The sequence below is a fragment of the Dankookia sp. GCM10030260 genome (genome assembly GCF_042666655.1).
GTDB lineage: Bacteria > Pseudomonadota > Alphaproteobacteria > Acetobacterales > Acetobacteraceae > Paracraurococcus.
In genome coordinates, this window is record NZ_JBHTDE010000002.1 from 936,734 (window position 1) to 955,689 (window position 18,956).

Annotated in this window: 16 protein-coding genes; 13 read left to right on the forward strand and 3 right to left on the reverse strand. The window is 71.4% G+C overall.

Annotation, left to right across the window (positions count from 1 at the left end; genetic code table 11):
* Positions 1-10: 10 nt before the first annotated feature.
* From ACFQS7_RS10870 to ACFQS7_RS10880, 3 genes are all read left to right on the forward strand, one after another.
* Complete coding sequence (locus tag ACFQS7_RS10870) at positions 11-1,171, forward strand: benzoate/H(+) symporter BenE family transporter (RefSeq protein ID WP_380067063.1); 1,161 nt, start codon at positions 11-13, stop codon at positions 1,169-1,171.
* A 33-nt stretch (positions 1,172-1,204) separates the two neighbouring features.
* Positions 1,205-2,203 (forward strand): Bug family tripartite tricarboxylate transporter substrate binding protein, encoded by a 999-nt coding sequence (locus tag ACFQS7_RS10875; RefSeq protein ID WP_380067064.1) that lies wholly within the window; start codon positions 1,205-1,207, stop codon positions 2,201-2,203.
* A 120-nt stretch (positions 2,204-2,323) separates the two neighbouring features.
* Positions 2,324-3,322: a hypothetical protein gene (locus tag ACFQS7_RS10880; RefSeq protein WP_380067065.1), complete on the forward strand. Its 999-nt coding sequence runs from the start codon at positions 2,324-2,326 to the stop codon at positions 3,320-3,322.
* A 39-nt stretch (positions 3,323-3,361) separates the two neighbouring features.
* Here ACFQS7_RS10880 and ACFQS7_RS10885 read toward each other — a convergent pair whose 3' ends face one another.
* The 3 genes from ACFQS7_RS10885 to ACFQS7_RS10895 form a co-directional block, all read right to left on the reverse strand.
* Positions 3,362-4,690, reverse strand: a complete 1,329-nt coding sequence (locus ACFQS7_RS10885) for an MFS transporter (protein WP_380067066.1) — start codon at positions 4,688-4,690, stop codon at positions 3,362-3,364.
* Positions 4,691-4,875: 185 nt separating this feature from the next.
* Positions 4,876-5,841, reverse strand: a complete 966-nt coding sequence (locus ACFQS7_RS10890; RefSeq protein WP_380067067.1) for a Bug family tripartite tricarboxylate transporter substrate binding protein — start codon at positions 5,839-5,841, stop codon at positions 4,876-4,878.
* A 13-nt stretch (positions 5,842-5,854) separates the two neighbouring features.
* On the reverse strand, positions 5,855-6,793 hold the full coding sequence (locus ACFQS7_RS10895) for a Bug family tripartite tricarboxylate transporter substrate binding protein (protein WP_380067068.1): 939 nt from the start codon (positions 6,791-6,793) through the stop codon (positions 5,855-5,857).
* A 127-nt stretch (positions 6,794-6,920) separates the two neighbouring features.
* On the opposite strand from ACFQS7_RS10895, the gene ACFQS7_RS10900 reads away from it, so the two are divergent.
* The 10 genes from ACFQS7_RS10900 to ACFQS7_RS10945 all read left to right on the forward strand — a co-directional run bounded on the left by ACFQS7_RS10900 (position 6,921) and on the right by ACFQS7_RS10945 (position 18,948).
* Positions 6,921-7,475: a chromate transporter gene (locus ACFQS7_RS10900; RefSeq protein WP_380067069.1), complete on the forward strand. Its 555-nt coding sequence runs from the start codon at positions 6,921-6,923 to the stop codon at positions 7,473-7,475.
* A complete protein-coding gene (locus ACFQS7_RS10905) occupies positions 7,468-8,013 on the forward strand; it encodes a chromate transporter (RefSeq protein WP_380067070.1) in 546 nt (181 codons plus the stop codon). The genes ACFQS7_RS10900 and ACFQS7_RS10905 overlap by 8 nt, the downstream gene beginning before the upstream one ends.
* 75 nt (positions 8,014-8,088) lie before the next feature.
* The gene (locus ACFQS7_RS10910; protein ID WP_380067071.1) at positions 8,089-10,176 is read left to right on the forward strand and encodes a 3-hydroxyacyl-CoA dehydrogenase NAD-binding domain-containing protein; all 2,088 of its coding nucleotides are present in this window, start codon (positions 8,089-8,091) and stop codon (positions 10,174-10,176) included.
* Positions 10,176-11,840, forward strand: coding sequence for an AMP-binding protein (locus ACFQS7_RS10915; protein ID WP_380067072.1), 1,665 nt, complete (start codon positions 10,176-10,178; stop codon positions 11,838-11,840). Before ACFQS7_RS10910 ends, ACFQS7_RS10915 begins: the two co-directional genes overlap by 1 nt.
* 22 nt (positions 11,841-11,862) lie before the next feature.
* Positions 11,863-13,065 (forward strand): acyl-CoA dehydrogenase family protein, encoded by a 1,203-nt coding sequence (locus ACFQS7_RS10920; protein WP_380067073.1) that lies wholly within the window; start codon positions 11,863-11,865, stop codon positions 13,063-13,065.
* A 6-nt stretch (positions 13,066-13,071) separates the two neighbouring features.
* The gene (locus ACFQS7_RS10925) at positions 13,072-14,217 is read left to right on the forward strand and encodes an acyl-CoA dehydrogenase family protein (RefSeq protein ID WP_380067074.1); all 1,146 of its coding nucleotides are present in this window, start codon (positions 13,072-13,074) and stop codon (positions 14,215-14,217) included.
* Positions 14,218-14,408: 191 nt separating this feature from the next.
* Positions 14,409-15,644, forward strand: coding sequence for an ABC transporter substrate-binding protein (locus ACFQS7_RS10930; protein ID WP_380067075.1), 1,236 nt, complete (start codon positions 14,409-14,411; stop codon positions 15,642-15,644).
* A gap of 10 nt (positions 15,645-15,654) precedes the next feature.
* Complete coding sequence (locus ACFQS7_RS10935) at positions 15,655-17,502, forward strand: ABC transporter permease (RefSeq protein WP_380067076.1); 1,848 nt, start codon at positions 15,655-15,657, stop codon at positions 17,500-17,502.
* Positions 17,489-18,247 carry an ABC transporter ATP-binding protein gene (locus tag ACFQS7_RS10940; protein ID WP_380067077.1) on the forward strand — a complete coding sequence of 253 codons (759 nt, stop codon included), beginning with the start codon at positions 17,489-17,491 and terminating at the stop codon, positions 18,245-18,247. The genes ACFQS7_RS10935 and ACFQS7_RS10940 overlap by 14 nt, the downstream gene beginning before the upstream one ends.
* Positions 18,247-18,948 carry an ABC transporter ATP-binding protein gene (locus ACFQS7_RS10945; protein WP_380067078.1) on the forward strand — a complete coding sequence of 234 codons (702 nt, stop codon included), beginning with the start codon at positions 18,247-18,249 and terminating at the stop codon, positions 18,946-18,948. The genes ACFQS7_RS10940 and ACFQS7_RS10945 overlap by 1 nt, the downstream gene beginning before the upstream one ends.
* Positions 18,949-18,956 lie beyond the last annotated feature (8 nt).

An 18,956-nucleotide genomic window follows, 5' to 3' on the forward strand; every position in this document is an offset into this window, starting at 1 on the left:
CACGCCCCGGATGATCGCCTCCCTCTCGGCCCCGGCGCTCGCCGCCGGGCTGCTGGCCGGCTTCGTCGGCTTCGCCTCCTCCTTCGCCGTGGTCCTGCAGGGCCTCACCGCCATGGGCGCCAGCCCGGCCCAGGCCGCTTCCGGCCTGATGGCGCTGTCGGTCGCCATGGGGCTCTGTGGCATCGCGCTCAGCCTCTGGCGGCGGATGCCGATCAGCATCGCCTGGTCGACGCCGGGGGCGGCGCTGCTGGCCGCCTCGGCCATGCCCGAAGGCGGCTTTCCGGTGGCGGTCGGCGCCTTCCTGGTCTCCGGCGGGCTGATCGTGCTGGCCGGGCTGTGGAAGCCGCTCGGCCGCGGCGTCGCCGCCATCCCCGGCCCGCTCGCCAGCGCCATGCTGGCCGGCGTCCTGCTCGGCCTCTGCCTGGCGCCGGTGAAGGCGGTGGCGCAGGCGCCGGCTGCGGGGCTTGCCATCGTGCTGGCCTGGGCGCTGGTGGGCCGCTTCAACCGGCTGATGGCGGTGCCGGCGGCGGTCCTGGTGACCGTGCTGACCATCGCGCTGACGGTGGATCTGCCGCCCGGCCTGCTGGCCGCGGCCGGCCCGGTGCCGGTGCTGGTCGCGCCGGAATTCTCGCTGGCCGCGATCATCGGCATCGCCTTGCCGCTGTTCCTGGTGACCATGGCCTCGCAGAACATCCCCGGCATGGCGGTGCTGACCGTCAACGGCTACCGGCCGCTGCCGGGGCCGCTGTTCACCGTGACCGGGCTCTTCACCCTCGCGGCGGCGCCGCTCGGCGGGCATGCGGTCAACCTCGCCGCCATCACCGCCGCGCTCTGCGCCAGCCCGGATGCCGAGCCCGACCCCGCCCGGCGCTGGCAGGCCGCGGTCGTCGCCGGCGCGGTCTACGTGCTGTTCGGCCTGCTGGCCGCCACCGCCACCGCCTTCGTCGGTGCCGCGCCACCCATCCTGATCCAGGCGGTCGCCGGCCTCGCCCTGCTGGGCGCCTTCGCCGGCGCCTTGCAGGCGGCGCTCGCGGTGCCGGAGCTGCGCGAGGCGGCGGTGATCACCTTCCTGGTCACCGCCTCAGGCCTGACGGTTATGGGCATCAGCGGCGCTTTCTGGGGGCTGCTGGCGGGCGGCGCCATGCTGGCGTTGCACCGCCGCCGGGGCTGAGCCAGCCTGCCTCCCAACCCAGGGGAGGAAACCATGCGGAACAACCGCGACAGGGTCTTGGCCGGGCGCCGCGCCTTGCTGGCGGCGCCGCTGCTGCTGCCGGGCCTCGCCCGCGCGCAGGCCTATCCCGACCGCCCGGTGCGCATCATCGTCCCCTTCGCGCCCGGCGGCGCCACCGACCTCGCCGCCCGCATCCTGCAGCCGCACCTGCAGGAAGCGTTCGGCCAGCCGATCGTCATCGAGAACCGCGCCGGCGCCGCCGGCAATGTCGGGATGGAGGCCGCCGCCCGCGCCGCGCCGGACGGTTATACCCTCTATCTCGGCAATGTCGGCACCCTGGCGGTGAATCCGAGCGTCTTCAGCCGCACCCTGAAGGTCCGCCCGACCGAGGATTTCGCCGCGGTCTCGCTGGTCTCCGACACGCCGGACGGGCTGGTGGCGCATCCCGCGGCGCCGTTCAACACGGTGGCGGAGCTGGCGGCCTATGCGAAGGCCAATCCGGGCAAGGTGAATTACGGCTCGCCCGGTGCCGGCAGCCTCAACCGGCTGGAGATGGAGTTGCTGCGCGAGCAGGCTGGCGGGCTCGACATGGTGCATGTCCCCTATCCCGGCGGCGCCGGCCCGGCGGTGACGGCGGCGGTCGCCGGCGACGTGCACTGCCTGTTCGTCACGCTCTCCTCCGCCGTCGGGCAGGTGCAGGGCGGCCGGTTGAAGGCGCTGGCGGTGACCACCGCGACCCGTGCCGCGGTGCTGCCGGCGGTGCCGACCATGGCCGAGAGCGGCTATCCGGACTTCATCGCCAGCTCCTGGCAGGGGATGTTGCTGCCGACGGGCGCGCCGGCCGCCATCCTCGCCCGTTGGCACGCCGTGCTTGGCCAGGTGCTGCAGCTGGCCGAGGTGAAGCGCCGCTTCGCCCAGGCGGCGACCGAGCCGGTGGCCAGCGCCAGCCCGGCCGGGTTCGCCGGCTTCATCGCCGGCGAGCAGGCCCGCTGGGGCGCCCTGGTGCAGCGCGCCGGCGCCACCGCCGAATAGAGTGGGATCGTCCGAGGTGGACCCACCGGAAGACGTGCATCACACGACAGCACCTGGCCGCCGGCTTGCGGCGGCGCGGCCTTCTGCTCTACCGAGGCCGCGCCCGAGGAGCCCCCTTTCATGTCCCGCAAGACCAGGCAGCAACCGCCGCGCCGCGCGCCGGAGGGCAAACCCGGCGGCACGCCCGCCGACCGCCTCCTCCGCGCCTGGCTCGACCAGGATGACGAGGCCTTCGTCGAGCAGGCGGAGGAGCTCATCGCCCGTGGCCGCGACGGCGTGCTCTCGACCGCGCTGCGCAAGCTGACCGAGCGCTACGAGGAGGATGCGGTCGAGGACTTCATCCGGGCGCTGGGCGAGATCGCCGAGGTGGCAGAGTCCGGGCCTGACTTCGACATGGCCCAGCTGCTGCTGCTGCCGGTCCTGGCGACCGGCACGTTGCCGGACCCGGCGCCGCTGGCCACCGGCCTCGCCGCCTCGGGCGCCTTCCCGGCGGAGGCGGAGATCGCCTTCCTCGCCGGCTGGCGCTCGGCCGAGGCGATCGGCGGCCTGCCCCCGGTCGCGCTCCGCCGCGTGCTGCTGGATGTCGTCGCGGGCCGCCCGCCCGAGGACCTGCCGCCGCCGGAGGCCGCGACGCTGGAGGAGGGGAGCATCGCGGTGCTGGTCGGCGCCGTCGTCTTCCGCGCGCCGGCACCGGCCGACGCCCCCGAGGTCGATCTGGAGTCGCTGGACGCGCTGGCCGAGGCCAAGTCCGCTGCCAGCTTCGAGGCCTTCGAGGACTGGCGCGCGGCGCTGACGCCGGAGCAGACCGGCAACGCGATGATCCTGGCGCTTTGCGCGCCGTCCGAACTGGCGGACGAGATCCGCAGCCTGATCGAGGAGCCGGGCGAGGCGGCGATCGAGGAGATCCTCGATTTCGTCGAGGCGGCGCGCCAGGAATCCGGCGGCGAGCCGATCGCCGCGCGGCTGGCGGCGCAGGATGGCGGCGTCGCGGTCACCGTGCTGACCGAGGCCGGGCGCGTGCTCGACAGCCGCGTCTTCGGCGACGGGGAGGAGGCGGCGCTCGACATCGAGGCGGTGCGCGACGCGCTCGACGGCGAGGTCGCGATCATCGAGGCCTGAGCGCCGCCGCCCCGGCCCGGCGGCCGGGGCGGCGCCCGTTCAGTGGGCCAGTGCCTCCTTGGGGGTCGCTGCGGTCTCCAGATGCGTGCTGACCCGCAGCGTCATCGCCACCAGCCCGCCGACCAGGGCGCAGCCGCCCAGCAGCAGCAGCCCGGCGGTGAAATCGCCGGTCGCGTCGCGCAGGTAGCCCATCATGTAGGGCCCGGCGAACCCCGAGAGGTTGCCGAGCGCATTGATCGCGGCGATGCCGGCCGCCGCCGAGGTACCGGTGAGGAAGGCGCTCGGGATGGGCCAGAGCAGCGGCGGCGTCGCGGAGACGCCGATCTGGCTGAGGCAGAGCAGGCCGAGCACCAGGTAGGGCGAGGAGACCAGCCCGGCGCCGGCGACGCCCACCGCCGCCAGGATCATGGCGAAGCAGACATGTTCCCGCCGCTTCAAGGTGCGGTCGGAATTCCGCCCCAGCAGCACCATCCCGACCGCGCCGAAGATGAAGGGCACGGCAGCCAGCAGCCCGGTCTGGAAGTTGCTGACGCCGAAGCCCTTGACGATGGTGGGCAGGAAGAAGGCGACGCCGTAGCTGGCGGCGTTCAGGCAGAAATAGACGAAGGCGCAGGCCAGCACGCGCGGATCGCTGAGCGCCTTGCCGATGCCGAAATGCTCCGCCGCCTGCTTCTGCCGGCTCTCGGCATCCAGCCGGCCCTGCAGCCAGGTCCGTTCCGGATCGGTGAGCCAGCGCGCCTGGGCCGGCCGGTCGGTCAGGTAGAAGACCACGCCGAAGGCCATCAGGATCGAGGGGATCGCCTCGATGATGAAGAGCCACTGCCAGCCGTCCAGCCCGCCGCCCGAAAGGTTCAGCAGCGCTCCCGAGACCGGCGCGCCGACGATCGAGGAAAACGGGATGGCGAGCATGAACAACGCCACCACGCGGGCGCGGTAGACCGAGGGGAACCACAAGGTGAGATAGAAGATGATGCCGGGGAAGAAGCCAGCCTCCGCCGCGCCGAGGATGAAGCGCAGGCTGTAGAAGACCCATTCGTTCGACAGGCCGGTCATCGCCGAGATCGGCCCGATGAAGGCGAACATCCCGGAGACAAGGCCCCAGCTGAACATGATGCGGGCGATCCAGAGCCGCGCGCCGAAACGGTCGAGCGCCAGGTTCGACGGTACCTCGAGCAAGAAGTAGGAGATGAAGAACAACCCGGCGCCGAGTCCGTAGGCGGCCTCGGACAGACCCAGCGCCGCGTTCATCTGCAGCTTGGCGAAGCCGACATTCACCCGGTCCAGGTAGGCGACGAAGTAGCAGACGAAGAGGAACGGCATCAGCCGCCACATCACCTTGCTGATCGTGGTCTTCTCGACGGCTTCCATGGCGCCTTGGCCTCCCGTGCTGAAATCGCCGGAAGCAAGCGCCGCCGGCCCGCGGCGGTTGCCGCAGGCCGGGGGTGCCGATCCGGGCGGGCCTTATAGGCGCCGCCGCCGGACAGGAAACCCGGAAGAGCACTGGGCATCGATGCCGATGGCGTCATCGATGTGTCGGATTGCTGGGCGGTGGATTACTCCGCCTTCACGCCGGCAGTCTGCACCACCTGCCGCCAGGTCTCCGATTGCTCGCGCACCAGCGCGGCGAAATCCGCCTGGGAGGTCCAGCTGGCCTCGGCGCCCTGCGCCGCCAGCCCGTCCCGGACCGCGGCGGCCTCGCTCGCCGCCTTCAACGCTTCCGCCAGGCGCTGCGTGACCCCGGCGGGCAAGCCGCGTGGGGCGACGGTGCAGTACCAATTCTCCGCCAGCAGCTTCGGGAAGCCGAACTCCGCCGTGGTCCGCAATGCGGGCAGCGAGGGACTGTGCTGGCGTGCCGCCAGCGCCAGCGGCACCAGCGCGCCGGCCTTGATATGCGGCAGGATCACCGGCAGGTCGGCGAACAGCAGTTGCACTTGCCCGGCGACCAGGTCGGTCACCGCGGGCGCCGCGCCGCGATAGGGCACGACTTCGACCTGCGCGCCGGTCTGCTGGCGGAAGAGATGCGCGGTCAGGTGGCTGATGCCCGCGGCGCCGGCGGTGGCGATGTTCAGCGTGCCGGGGCGCTGCCGCGCCAGGTCCAGCAATTCCGGCAGCGTCTTCACCCCGAGCCCGGGAAACGCCACCAGCGCCTCCGGCACCCGCGCCACGACGCTCAGCAGCGTGACGTCGTCGGGCACCCGGTAGGGCATGCTGGGCTGGGTATGCGGCGCGATCACCAGCGAGCCGCCGTCGATGGTGCCGAGCGTATAGCCGTCGGCCGGCGATTTCAGCACGTAGTCGGTGCCGATGACGCCGGATCCGCCGGCCCGGTTCTCGACCAGCACGGTCTGGCCGAGCGCCGCCGACAGCGCCGGGGCGTAGAGCCGGGCAATGATGTCGTTCGGCCCGCCGGGCGGGTAGGGAACGATGGTGCGGACCGCGCGGTTCGGCCAGGCGGCCTGGGCCAGGGCGCCGGTGGCGGGCAATGCCGCCAGGGCGCCGAGGAATTCGCGTCGTTGCATCGGGGGCTCCCGCTCAATCCAGCTTGATGTCGAGCCGCCGCAGCAGCGCCGGCCACTGCGCCTGGTCGTGCTCGAGCTGCGCGCGGAAGCCGGCGGCGCCGGTGCCCGCCCGCATTCCGGCGGCAGCGAGGCGTGCCGCGACCTCGGGCGCCGCCATCGCCTGCAGGATGGCGCCCTCCAGCGCCGCGCGGCGTTCGGCTGGGACGCCGGCCGGCGCCAGCACGCCATACCAGTTCTCCATCACCAGGGATGGCTGGCCCTGTTCCGGCGCGGTGGCCACGTCGGGCAGCAGCGCGGTGCGGGTACTGCCGAAGACGCCGAGCGCCCGCATCTTGCCCGCCGTCACCTGCGGCACCAGCACCGGCGTGTCGGCGATCATCAGGTCGATGTTGCCGGCGAGGAAATCGGCCACCGCCGGGCCGGCGCCGCGATAGGGGACATGGGTCATCGGCAGGCCGGTCGCCAGCCGCACCATCTCGCCGGCGATATGCATGGTCGTCCCTGGTCCCGCCGAGCCATAGGTCAGCGGCCGGCCCAGCCGGCGCTGCGCCGCGGCCAGCTCGCCCAGCGTCTCGGCGAGGGCCGGCTGCACCACCAGCAGGCTCGGCACCCGGCCGAACAGCGCCACCGGCTCGAAGTCGCGCGCCGGGTCGTAGGGCAGCTTCGGCTGGAGACTGGCGCCGAGCACCACGACGCCGAGCGAGCCCACCAGCAGCGTCTGCCCATCCGCTGCCGCCTTGGCGACGATCTCGCTCGCCAGCACGCCGCCGGCGCCGCCACGGTTGTCGACCACGACGGGCTGGCCCAGCGCCTGCGCCATGCCGGGCGCCACCAGCCGCGCCAACTGGTCCGCCGGCCCGCCGGCGGCGAAGGGGATCACCAGCCGGACGCCTTGGGCGGCTGCGGCACCGGCCGAAAGCCACAGGGCCAGTGCCGCCAGCAGGGCGCGCATGGCATTTCCTCCATCGTTGCTTGCCCGCATGATGGCCCGCCTGCACCCGCGCCGCCAAGGGCAGTGCCCTCGACAGCCCCGCCGCGGCGCGGGACCATCGGGCCACGCAGCAGCACGAGTCCCTTCGGTGCCGAACACCCAGCGGCAACGCGCAGGCCTGGCCGAGATTCTCCGCGTCTTCGCCGCGCTCGGCATGGCAAGCTTCGGCGGCGGCCTGTCCGGCTGGATGCACCGCGAGGTGGTGCAGAAGCGCGGCTGGATGTCGGAGGAGAGCTTCCTCGCCGGCCTGGCGCTGGGCCAGGTCCTGCCGGGGCCGAACAGCGTCAACCTCGCCCTCTATATCGGCCAGCAATTGCGCGGCTGGCCGGGCGCGGCGATGGCCTTCCTCGGCATCCTCGGCCCGCCCTTCCTGTTCATCCTCGGCCTGGCGCTGCTGTACGGCTGGGGCGGCGACCTGGCCGGCCTCGGCGTGGTGCTGGGCGGGGTCGCGGCGGCGGGGCTGGCGAATTCGCTGACCGTCGGCCTGCGCAGCGCGCGGCGGATGCGCGGGCTCTGGCCCTGGGCGATCGTCGGGGCGACCTTCATCGCGGTCGGGCTGCTGCGGCTGCCGATGATCCCGGTTGTGCTGGTGCTCGGCCCCGCCAGCATCGGCCTGGCCTGGTGGGAGGCGCGGCATGCCTGACCGGCTGCTGGCCCTGTTCCTGGTCTTCGCGCCACTCTCGCTGGTCTCGCTCGGCGGCGGCCCGTCGATCTTCGCCGAGATGCAGCGCCAGGCGGTCGAGGTGCACCATTGGATGACGCCGCAGGCCTTCACCGACCTGTTTGCCATTTCCCGCGCCGCGCCCGGGCCGGGTTCACTGATAAGTGCGCTGATCGGCTGGCAGGCGGCCGGCTTCGCCGGGGCGCTGGCCGCGGCGCTCGGCCTCTATGTGCCTTCTTCGCTGGTGCTGTTGGCGGTCGGCTACTGGTGGCGGCGGCGCGGCGACAGCCCGGCGCGGAAGATGATCGAGCGCGGGCTGGCGCCGCTCGCCGTCGGGTTGATCTTCGCTGGCGTGTTCACCCTGTTGCGGGCGGATGGCGCCGGCTGGCCGGAGGTGGCGACGCTGGCGGCCTGCACCGTCGCGCTGCTACGCGGAGCCAGCCCCTATCTCGTCATGCTGGTCGTGGCGGTGCTCTTTGCCGCGCTGCAGCAGGCAGGCCTGATCGGCGGCGGCGGTTGACGCAGGGGGGCCGCCGCCCGACACTGCGGCCCGACGCCAGCCCATAAAACAAGACCTTACCGGAGAGGATATCCCATGGCCGGAGAGCAGCCATTCGTTGAGCACGCGCGGGACGGCGATGTCCATGTGCTCCGCATCGCCAATGCCCCGGTGAACACGCTGCGGACCGAGGTGCGCGCCGGCCTGCTCGACGGTATCAAGGCGGCGGCGCGCGAGGGCGCCCGCGCCATCGTGCTGATCGGCTCGGGCCGCAACTTCTCCGCGGGCGCCGAGATGACCGAATTCGGCAAGCCGCGGAAGCCGCCGTCCTTGCCCGAGGTCTTCGACGCGATCGAGCAGTCGAAGATCCCGGTGGTCGCCGCGATCCACGGCAATGCGCTGGGCGGTGGGCTCGAGCTTGCGCTCGCCTGCCATGCCCGCGTCGCGGCGCCGGGCGCGCAGGTCGGCCTGCCCGAGGTGAAGCGCGGCTTCGTGCCGGGCGCCGGCGGCACCCAGCGGCTGCCGCGGCTGATCGGGATGGAGGCGCTGCGGCTCATCGTCTCGGGCGACCCTGTGCCGTCCGAGGAGGCGGCCAAGCTTGGCTTCGTCGATGCCGTGGTGCAGGGCGACCTGGAGCATGCGGCGATCGCCTGGGCGCGCCAGCATGCCGGCGACAAATTCGTCCTGGCGAAGCACCGCACCGACAGGATCGCGGGCTACGACGCGGCGAAATTCGACGAGGCGGCGAAGAAGCTGACCGCGCGCAGCCGTGGCCAGGACAGCCCCAAGGGCTGCGTCGAATCGGTCCGCGCCGCCTTCACCCAGTCCTTCGAGGATGGGCTGAACGTCGAGCGCGAGCAATTCACCCGGCTCGTGCAGGGCGAGCAGAGCCAGGCGCTGCGGCACATCTTCTTCGGCGAGCGCGAGGCGGTGCGCATCCCCGACCTGCCCGCCGATGCCAAGTCGGCCACGGTCAACAAGCTGGTCGTCATCGGCGGCGGCACCATGGGCGGCGGCATCGCCATGTCGGCGGCGAACAACGGCCTGCCGGTCACCATCGTCGAGACCTCCGAGGAGGCGCTGCAGAAGGGCCTGGCGCGCTGCGAGGCGAACTGGCAGCGCAGCGTCGGCTCCGGCCGGCTGACCCAGGCGGAGTACGAGAAGCGCCGCGCGCTGTTGACCGGCACCACCGACTTCGACAAGGCGGTGGGCGAGGCCGACCTGGTGATCGAGGCGGTCTACGAGAACATGGCGGTGAAGAAGGAGATCTTCGCCCGGCTCGACAAGGCGGCGCGGCCCGGCGTGGTGCTCGCGTCGAACACCTCGACTCTCTCGATCGACGAGATCGCCTCCGCCACTCAGCGGCCGGAACTGGTCGTCGGCATGCACTTCTTCAGCCCGGCCAACGTCATGCGGCTGCTGGAGAACGTGAAGGGCAGCAAGTCCAACCCGACCGCCATCGCCACCGCGACCGAGGTCGGCAAGCGGATCGGCAAGCTGCCGGTTCTGGTCGGCAATTGCGACGGCTTCGTCGGCAACCGCATGACCGGCAAGCGCGGCCCGCAGATCGAGAAGCTGCTGCTGGAAGGCTGCCTGCCGCAGGACATCGACCGGGTCATGGAAGCCTACGGCATGGCCATGGGTCCGCTTGCCACCGGCGACCTCGCGGGCCTCGATATCGGCGCCGCGGTGCGCAAGGCGCGCGGCACGGTGGCGCCGGTGGCGGATGCTGTGGTCGCGGCAGGCCGGCTCGGCCAGAAGACGTCGAAGGGCTATTACGACTACGACGAGAACCGCAAGCGTATGCCGTCCAAGGAGGTCGAGGCGATCATCCTCGACCTGGCCGAGAAGATGCAGGTGCGGCGGCGGAAGATCGACGACCAGGAGATCCTCGAGCGCGTGCTGCTGCCGATGGTGAACGAGGGCGCGCGGATTCTCGAGGAAGGGATCGCCTATCGCGCCGTCGACATCGACGTGATCTTCGCCAACGGCTTCGGCTGGCCGGCCTTCCGCGGCGGGCCGATGTTCTTCGCCGACCGGCTCGGCCTCAAGGCGGTGCGCGACAAGCTGGCGCACTACGCCGAGGCGACCGGCGACCGCAACCTGCAGCCGGCGGCGCTGATCGAGACGCTGGCGAAGGAGGGCGGCAGCTTCGCCGCCATGAAGGGTCCGGGCAAGGTGTGATGCCGGGGGGGCGTCCCTTCGCCTGGGAGGCCAGCTACCCGCCCGGCCTCGATTGGGCCGCGCCGATCGAGCGCGGCACGCTCGGCGGGCTGCTGGCGCGGAGCGCGGCCGAATACGGGCCGCGCGTGGCGCTGCGCTACCGCGACGCCGCCATCACCTATGCCGAAATGCAGGCGATGGCGCGGCGCGTCGCCGGCGCGCTGCTGGCCGTGCCGGCGGCGCGGGACGGGATCGCGCTGCTGCTGGGCAATACCGCCTTCCATCCTGCCATCGTCTTCGGCGCGGCGCTGGCCGGGCTTCGGGTGACGCAGCTCTCGCCGATCGACGCGCCGCGCACCATCGTCCACAAGCTGCGGGACAGTGGCGCGCGGGTGCTGGTGACCCTGGCGCATGAGGGACTGCTCAGGCTGGCCGGTGTCTTGCAGGCGCAGGGCTTGGTCGAGGCGCTGGTTGTCGGCGACGACGCGCATTGGGGCGCCGGCCCGGCCGCGCCGCCGGTGCCGCCGGGGGCGCCGCGGATTGAGGACTGGCTGGCCGCGCCCGAGCCGGAGGCGCTGCCCACGGTCTCGCCCGACGACATCATGCTGCTGCAATACACCGGCGGCACCACCGGCCTGCCGAAGGGCGCCATGCTGACCCATGGCAACCTGACCGCCGCCTGCGCGCAGTACCGGCTCTGGAACGGCGGGCGCGGGCCGGATGCGGCGCGGCGGGAGCGGCGGGTGATCGTCGTGCTGCCGCTGTTCCACATCTTCGCCTTCACCTGCGACCTGCTGGTGTCGCTGCAGCGCGGCGACGAGATGCTGCTGCATGCCCGCTTCGATGCCGATGCCGTGCTGCGCGACATCGAGCAGCGCCGCGCCACCGACATGTGCGGCGTGCCGACCATGTGGATCGCGCTGGCCAACCATCCGCGGATCGACCAGGCCGACCTCACCTCGCTGTCTTCGGCCGCCTCGGGCGGCGCGGCCCTGCCGCCGGAGGTCGCGGCGCGGTTCGAGCGGATCACCGGCAAGCGGATTGGCGCCGGCTGGGGCATGACGGAGACCTGCCCGGCCGGGACCAGCCAGCCGAACTGGCCCGGGGCGCCGCTTCTGCCCGGCAGCGTCGGCCTGCCGCTGCCGGGGATCGAGATGCGGATCGTCTCGCTCGACGATCCGGCGCGGGCGCTGCCGCCGGGCGAGACCGGCGAGATCGCCATCCGCGGGCCGAATGTCTTCGAGGGCTACTGGCAGCGCCCGGAGGAGGGCGCGAATGCCCGCGTTGACGGCTTCTTCCTGACCGGCGATATCGGCCGGATGGCGCCGGACGGCTTTTTCTTCCTGACCGACCGGAAGAAGGACATGATCCTTTCAGGTGGCTTCAACGTCTATCCACGGGTGATCGAGGACGCGCTGCACGAGCACCCGGACGTGCTGGACTGCGCCGTAATCGGCGTGCCGGACGACTACCGCGGCCAGGCGGCCAAGGCCTTCGTCACCCTGCGGCCCGACGCCATGCCCTTCACGCTGGAGGGCTTGCGGCTTTTCCTGGCCGACCGACTTGGGAAGCACGAGATGCCGGCCGCGCTTGAATTCCGCGACGCCTTGCCGCGCACGCCGGTCGGCAAGCTTGCGAAGCTGGACTTGATCGAGGAGGAGCGGGGCCGCAGCGCCGCCGCCTGAAACGAACGACGGGGAGAGACCCATGGAACTGCGCTTCAACGAGGCCGAGATCGCCTTCCGCAAGGAAGTGCGGGAATTCATCGCCAGGGAACTGCCGAAGGAGACGCATGAGCGCATGCTCTCCGGCAAGTCGCCGACCAAGCAGATGGTCATCGACTGGCAGCGCAAGCTGAACGCCAAGGGCTGGGCCGTGCCGGAATGGCCGGAGGAATGGGGCGGCCCGGGCTGGACGCTCGGCCAGCGCTACATCTTCCGCGAGGAACTGCAGCAGGCGCCGGCGCCGCAGCCGCTGGCCTTCAATACCAACATGTGCGGCCCGGTGATCGCCGAATTCGGCACCGAGGAGCAGAAGAAGCGCTTCCTGCCGCGCATGGCCAACCTCGACGACTGGTGGTGCCAGGGCTTCTCCGAGCCCGGCGCCGGCTCCGACCTCGCCGGGCTGAAGACCCGTGCGGTGCGGGAGGGCGACCACTACGTCGTCAATGGCCAGAAGACCTGGACCACCCTGGCCCAGCATGCCGACTGGATCTTCCTGCTGGTGCGTACCGACCCGGCGGCGAAGAAGCAGGAGGGCATCTCCTTCCTGCTGTGCGACATGAAGACGCCCGGCATCACCGTCCGCCCGATCATCACCATCGAGGGCGGGCACGAGGTCAACGAGGTCTTCCTCGATGACGTGAAGGTCCCGGTGGAGAACCTGGTCGGCGAGGAGAACCGCGGCTGGGACTGCGCCAAGTTCCTGCTGGGCAACGAGCGCTTCGGCCAGGCCCGGGTCGGCGCCAGCCGCGAGCGCATCCGCCGGCTCAAGGCGATCGCCTCGACCGAGAGCATGGATGGCGGGCAGCCGCTGATGCAGGACCCCGACTTCGCCCGCAAGGTGACCGAGATCGAGGTCGAGCTGAAGGCGCTGGAGATGACGGTGATGCGCGTCATCGCCACCGAGTCGAAGCGCAAGGACAAGAAGCCCGATCCGGCGACCAGCGTGCTGAAGATCAAGGGCACCGAGATCCAGCAGATGTGCTCCGAGCTGCTGATGAAGGCGGCCGGTCCTTATGCCTGGATCGACGGCGATCCGGAGGCTGAGGGTAGCAACGACATCGACGTGGCGCCCGACTGGGCCTTCGGCCTTGCCGGCGTCTATTTCAACTGGCGCAAGCAGTCGATCTACGGTGGGTCCAACGAGATCCAGCGGAACATCATGGCCAAAGCGTTTCTGGGGCTCTGAGCGAACATGGACTTCGATCTGACGGAAGAGCAGCGCCTCCTCCAGGATAGCGTGGCGCGCCTGTTCGGCGACAAGTACGGCTTCGAGCAGCGCAAGGGCTTCATGAAGTCGCCCGATGGCTGGAGCCGCGACGTCTGGGCGCAGTATGCCGAGCTCGGCCTGCTCGGCCTGCCCTTCGCCGAGGATGAGGGCGGCTTCGGCGGCGGCCATGTGGAGACCATGCTGGTCGCCGAGCAGCTCGGCAAGGCGCTTGCGCTCGAGCCCTGGCTCCCCACCGTCGTCATCGGCGGCGGCTTCCTTCGCGCCGGCGCCAGCGCCGAGTTGCGGGCCGACCTCGTGCCGCAGATCGCCGCCGGTGAGCTGATGCTGGCCTTCGCCCAGACCGAACGGCAGTCGCGCTACGACCTGCACGACGTGGCGACCACGGCGAAGCGGGACGGCAGCAGCTGGGTGATCAGTGGCCGCAAGGGCATGGTCATCCATGGCGACAGCGCCGGCAAGCTGGTGGTCACCGCGCGCAGCGCCGGCGGCCAGCGCGACCACAAGGGCATCGGCGTCTTCCTGGTCGATGCCAAGGACCCTGGCGTTACCCGCCGCGGCTACCGCACCGTGGACGGCCAGCGCGCGGCGGAGGTCGAATTCGCCAATGCGCGGGCCGAGGCGGTGCTCGGCAATCCCGAGGACGGGCTGCCGCTGGTCGACCAGGTGGTGGACGAGACCATCGTGGCGCTGGCTGCCGAGGCGGTGGGCTGCATGCAGGTCGCGCATGACATGACCATCGACTACATGAAGACCCGCAAGCAGTTCGACCGCCCGATCGGCAGCTTCCAGGCGCTGCAGCACCGCGCCGCCGACATGCTGGTGCAGCTGGAACAGGCCCGCAGCATGTCCTACTTCGCCGCCATGGGCGCCGAGGAGCGCGACCCGGCCGAGCGGCGGAAGAACATGGCCTCGGTCAAGGCGCAGATCGGCCGGTCGGCGCGCTTCGTCGGGCAGCAGTCGATCCAGCTGCATGGCGGCATCGCCATGACGATGGAATATGCCTGCGGCCACTACTTCAAGCGGCTGACGGTGAACGACGCCATGTTCGGCGATGCCGATCACTGGGTACGGTTCCTGGCGAACACCGGCGGCCTGGTCGCCGCCGCCTGAACAGCACGTTCCCGGCCGGGCGGCAAGCCCGGCCGGGGCAGCCATGGACGCATCGCGGCTGGGCAGGCCGCGGTGCTGTTTGCCCGGCCCATGGGCCGAACAGGGCTACCCCGCTTCATGGTGAGGCATGTAGCGGCTTTCCGCCCTTGCGCCGGTCCGGGCCTTGCGGTTGCATGTCTGCATCGCAGCAAATGACGCGACCGGGGTGGACCATGACGGGTTGGGTGATCGGGCGCCGCCAGATCCTGGCAGGCGCCGGCGCAGCATTGGCGACACCCAACCTCGGGCGTGCGCAATCCACCGCCATCCGCATCGGCGAGATCAACAGCTACACCGCCCAGCCGGCCTTCCTGCAGCCCTACCGCTATGGCTGGACCATGGCGGTGGAACAGGTCAATGCCGGCGGCGGCATCAATGGCCGCAGCCTTGAGACACTGCATCGCGACGATGCCGGCAAGCCGGAGGACGCCGTCCGCCTGGCCGGCGAGCTGGTGAATTCGGAGAAGGTGGCGCTGCTCTCGGGCGGCTTCCTGTCCAATGTCGGGCTCGCCATCTCCGACTACGCCAACCAGAACCGCATGCTCTACGTGGCGTCGGAGCCGCTGACCGACGCGCTCGTCTGGTCGCGCGGCAACCGCTACACCTTTCGGCTGCGCGCCAGCACCTACATGCAGAGCGCGATGTTGGTCGAGGAGGCGGCGAAGCTGCCGGCGAAGCGCTGGGCGACCGTCGCGCCGAACTACGAATACGGCCAGTCCGCAGTGCGCTGGTTCAAGGAGCTGCTGACCCGCGCCCGGCCGGACGTCAGCTTCGTCGCCGAGCAGTTCCCCGCCCTCGGCCGCATCGATGCCGGCGCCACGGTGCAGGCCCTGGCGGCCGCGAACCCGGAGGCGATCTTCAACGTCACCTTCGGCGCGGACCTCACCAATTTCGTCCGCCAGGGCGCGACGCGTGGGCTGTTCGAACGCCGCCGCGTCGTCTCCCTGCTGACCGGGGAGCCCGAATACCTCGACCCGCTGCAGGACGAGGCGCCGGAGAATTGGATCGTCACCGGCTATCCCTGGGACCAGATCAACACCCCCGAGCACGCCACCTTCCGCGACGCCTACCGCCGCCGCTGGAACGACACCCCGCGGCTCGGCAGCGTCGTCGGTTACGACACGGTCATGGCGATCGCCGCGATGCTGAAGAGGACCACGGCGGTGGAGACCGAGGCGATGGTCGATGCTATGGCCGGGCTGAAATTCGGCTCGGTCTTCGGCCCGGTCGAGTTCCGCGCCCTCGACCACCAATCCACCATGGGCGCCTTCGTTGGCCGCACCGTGCTGAAGAACGGCCGCGGCGGCATGGCGGATTGGCGCTATGCCGATGGCAAGGATTACCTGCCGCCAGACGACGTGGTGCGCGCGCTGCGCCCGCAGAGCTGAACGGGACGCCTTGGAGAACCTGGTCCTCCAGGCCCTCAGCGGCCTGGCGAGCGCGTCGTCCCTGTTCCTGGTGGCGGCCGGGCTGACGGTGATCTTCGGCGTCAGCCGGATCGTCAACTTCGCCCATGGCTCCTTCTACATGCTGGGCGCCTACCTGGCCTGGACGTTGGTGACGAACCTTCCGCGCGGCCATCTCGGCTTCTGGGGCGGTGTCCTGGCCGCGGCGCTGGCGACCGGGCTGATCGGCTTGGTGGTCGAGGTGCTGCTGCTGCGCCGCATCTACCGGGCGCCGGAGCTCTTCCAGTTGCTGGCGACCTTCGGCGTGGTGCTGATCGTCCAGGACCTCGCCTTGCTTACCTGGGGGGCGCAGGACCTGCTCGGACCACGGGCGCCGGGGCTGCGCGGCAGCACGGAGATACTCGGCCTCCGCTTCCCGGATTACGAACTCTTCCTAATCGTGGTCGGGCCGGTCGTGCTTCTGGCCTTGCTGGCGCTGTTCCACCGCACCCGCTGGGGCACGCTGGTGCGCGCGGCGACGCTGGACCGGGAGATGGTCGGCGCGCTCGGCGTCAACCAGCGCATGTTGTTCACCTCGGTCTTCTTCCTCGGCAGCGTCCTCGCCGGCCTCGGCGGCGCGCTGCAATTGCCGCGGGAGAGCGTGAACCTGCACATGGACCTCTCGATCATCACCGAGGCCTTCGTGGTGGTGGTGGTCGGCGGCCTGGGCAGCCTGGGCGGCGCGGCGCTGGCGGCGCTGCTGATCGGCGAGCTGCACGCCTTCGGCATCCTGGTGCTGCCGAAGATCACCCTGGTGCTGGTCTTCCTGGTGATGGCCGTGGTGCTGGTGGTGCGGCCGCATGGGCTGCTGGGCAAGGCGCCGGGCCCGGCGCAGGGCGGGGCAGGGGCGGCCGAGCCGCTGATCGGCCCGGCGCCGCGGCCGCTGCTGCTGCTGGGCGGGGTGGCGCTGGCGGCGGCCGTGCTGCTGCCGCTGCTGGCCGGCGACTATGCGCTCTCGGTGCTGACCGAACTCGCCATCTTCGTGCTGTTCGCCGCCAGCCTGCACCTGATCATGGGGCCGGGCGGGATGGCGAGCTTCGGCCACGCCGCCTATTTCGGCCTTGGCGCCTATGGCGCGGCGCTGGCGGCGAAGTGGCTGGCGGCGCCGATGCTGCTGGGCCTGGCCATGGCGCCCTTCGCCGCCGGGCTGTTCGGACTGCTCTTCGGCTGGTTCTGCGTGCGGCTCTCGGGCGTCTACTCGGCGATGCTGACGCTCGCCTTCGCGCAGATCGCCTGGTCGGTCGCCTTCCAATGGGTCGAGGTGACCGGCGGCGACAACGGCATCCTCGGCGTCTGGCCGGATCCTTGGGCGGCGCCGAAGCTGGTCTACTACTACCTGACGCTGGCGCTCTGCCTCGGCGCCACGCTGCTGCTGCGCCGGGTGATCCATGCGCCCTTCGGCTATGCGCTGCGCGCCCAGCGGGACAGCGCGCTGCGGGCCGAGGCGATCGGCATCGACGCCTTCCGGACCCGCTGGCTCGCCTTCGCCCTGGCCGCGGTCATGGCCGGCATCGCCGGCGGCCTCTTTGCCTATGCCAAGGGCAGCGTCTTCCCGACCTTCCTCGGCATCCCGCGCAGCGTCGACGCGCTGCTGATGGTGCTGCTGGGCGGCGTGCAGACGCTGAGCGGCCCGATCGTCGGCGCGCTCGCCTATACCGGGCTGCAGGAACAGCTGATGCGGCTGACCGACCTGTGGCGGCTGGTGCTCGGCAGCGTCATCGTCGCGCTGGTGCTGTTCTTCCCGCAGGGCCTGGCAGGCGCCGCGCGCGCGCGGTGGGAGGCATCCCGTGGCGACGCTTGAGGTCGAGGGGCTGCAGAAGAGCTTCGGCGGTGTCCAGGCGGTCCGCGGCGTCTCCTTCGCCGTCGCGCCTGGGGAGATGCTGGCGCTGATCGGCCCGAACGGCGCCGGCAAGTCCACCTGCTTCAACATGCTGAACGGCCAGCTGCGGCCGGATGCCGGCCGCGTGCGGCTTGGGGGGATGGACATCACCGGCCTCGCGCCGCGCCGGGTCTGGCGCCTGGGTGTCGGCCGCACCTTCCAGATCACCGCCACCTTCGGCTCGATGACGGTGCTGGAGAACGTGCAGATGGCGCTGCTGTCCCACCACCGCCGGCTCGGCCAGCTCTGGACCCCAGTCTCCCGCATGGACCGTGCGCCGGCCGAGGCGCTGCTGGCCCGGCTCGGCATGGCGGAGCAGGCGGCACGGCCCTGCGGCATCCTCGCCTATGGCGACCTCAAGCGGGTCGAGCTCGCCATCGCGCTGGCCAACGACCCGAAGCTGCTGCTGATGGACGAGCCCACCGCCGGCATGGCGCCGCAGGAACGCGTCGGGCTGATGGCGCTGACCGCCGGCATCGCCCGGGAACGCGGCATCGCCGTGCTGTTCACCGAGCACGACATGGATGTCGTCTTCGGGCATGCCGATCGCATCCTGGTGCTCGACCGCGGCGCGCTGATCGCCGAGGGCGCGCCGGCCGCGGTGCGGGCCGACCCGCGGGTGCGGGAGGTCTATCTCGGCACCGGTCATGTGCAGGGTGGGCATTGATGCTGCGCGTCAGCGGGCTTTCCGCGCATTACGGCCGCGCGCATATCCTCGACGACGTGGCGCTCAAGGTCGGCGCCGGCGAGGTGGTGGTGCTGCTCGGCCGCAACGGCGCCGGCAAGTCGACGACGATGAAGGCGATCATGGGTCTGGTGCCGCCGAGCGGCGGCAGCGTCCGCTTCTTCGGCGCCGAGATCGCCGGGCGGGAGCCCTTCGAGATCGCCCGGCTGGGCCTCGGCTACGTGCCGGAGGAACGGCGCATCTTCGCCGAGCTGACGGTGATGGAGAACCTCGAGGTCGGCCGCCGCCCAGCGCCGCCGGGCGCCGTGCCGTGGACGCCTGAGCGGTTGTTCGCCCTCTTCCCCAGCCTCGGCGGCATGCGCGACCGGCCGGGCGGGCGGATGAGCGGCGGGGAGCAGCAGATGCTGACCATTGCCCGCACCCTGATGGGCAACCCGCGCCTCGTGCTGCTGGACGAACCCAGCGAGGGGCTGGCGCCGGTGGTCGTTGAACGCATGGCGGAGGCCATCCGCGCGCTGAAGGCCGAGGGGCTGTCGATCCTGCTGTCGGAGCAGAACCTGCATTTCGCCCGCGTCGTCAGCGATCGCGCCACCATCATCGAGAAGGGCCGCATTCGCTGGACCGGGACCATCCCCGCGCTGATGGCGGCCGATGCGGTGCGCGAGCAGTACCTCTCGGTCTAGCGGAGGCT

Bases quoted from the DNA above. Each gene is read 5' to 3' on its own strand.
- ACFQS7_RS10875 (WP_380067064.1), top strand. From the start codon at position 1,205: ATGCGGAACAACCGCGACAGGGTCTTGGCCGGGCGCCGCGCCTTGCTG.
- ACFQS7_RS10930 (WP_380067075.1), top strand. From the start codon at position 14,409: ATGACGCGACCGGGGTGGACCATGACGGGTTGGGTGATCGGGCGCCGC.
- ACFQS7_RS10870 (WP_380067063.1), top strand. From the start codon at position 11: ATGATCGCCTCCCTCTCGGCCCCGGCGCTCGCCGCCGGGCTGCTGGCC.
- ACFQS7_RS10920 (WP_380067073.1), top strand. From the start codon at position 11,863: ATGGAACTGCGCTTCAACGAGGCCGAGATCGCCTTCCGCAAGGAAGTG.
- ACFQS7_RS10925 (WP_380067074.1), top strand. From the start codon at position 13,072: ATGGACTTCGATCTGACGGAAGAGCAGCGCCTCCTCCAGGATAGCGTG.
- ACFQS7_RS10885 (WP_380067066.1), bottom strand. From the start codon at position 4,690: ATGGAAGCCGTCGAGAAGACCACGATCAGCAAGGTGATGTGGCGGCTG.
- ACFQS7_RS10915 (WP_380067072.1), top strand. From the start codon at position 10,176: ATGCCGGGGGGGCGTCCCTTCGCCTGGGAGGCCAGCTACCCGCCCGGC.
- ACFQS7_RS10890 (WP_380067067.1), bottom strand. From the start codon at position 5,841: ATGCAACGACGCGAATTCCTCGGCGCCCTGGCGGCATTGCCCGCCACC.
- ACFQS7_RS10905 (WP_380067070.1), top strand. From the start codon at position 7,468: ATGCCTGACCGGCTGCTGGCCCTGTTCCTGGTCTTCGCGCCACTCTCG.
- ACFQS7_RS10895 (WP_380067068.1), bottom strand. From the start codon at position 6,793: ATGCGCGCCCTGCTGGCGGCACTGGCCCTGTGGCTTTCGGCCGGTGCC.
- ACFQS7_RS10910 (WP_380067071.1), top strand. From the start codon at position 8,089: ATGGCCGGAGAGCAGCCATTCGTTGAGCACGCGCGGGACGGCGATGTC.
- ACFQS7_RS10945 (WP_380067078.1), top strand. From the start codon at position 18,247: ATGCTGCGCGTCAGCGGGCTTTCCGCGCATTACGGCCGCGCGCATATC.
- ACFQS7_RS10880 (WP_380067065.1), top strand. From the start codon at position 2,324: ATGTCCCGCAAGACCAGGCAGCAACCGCCGCGCCGCGCGCCGGAGGGC.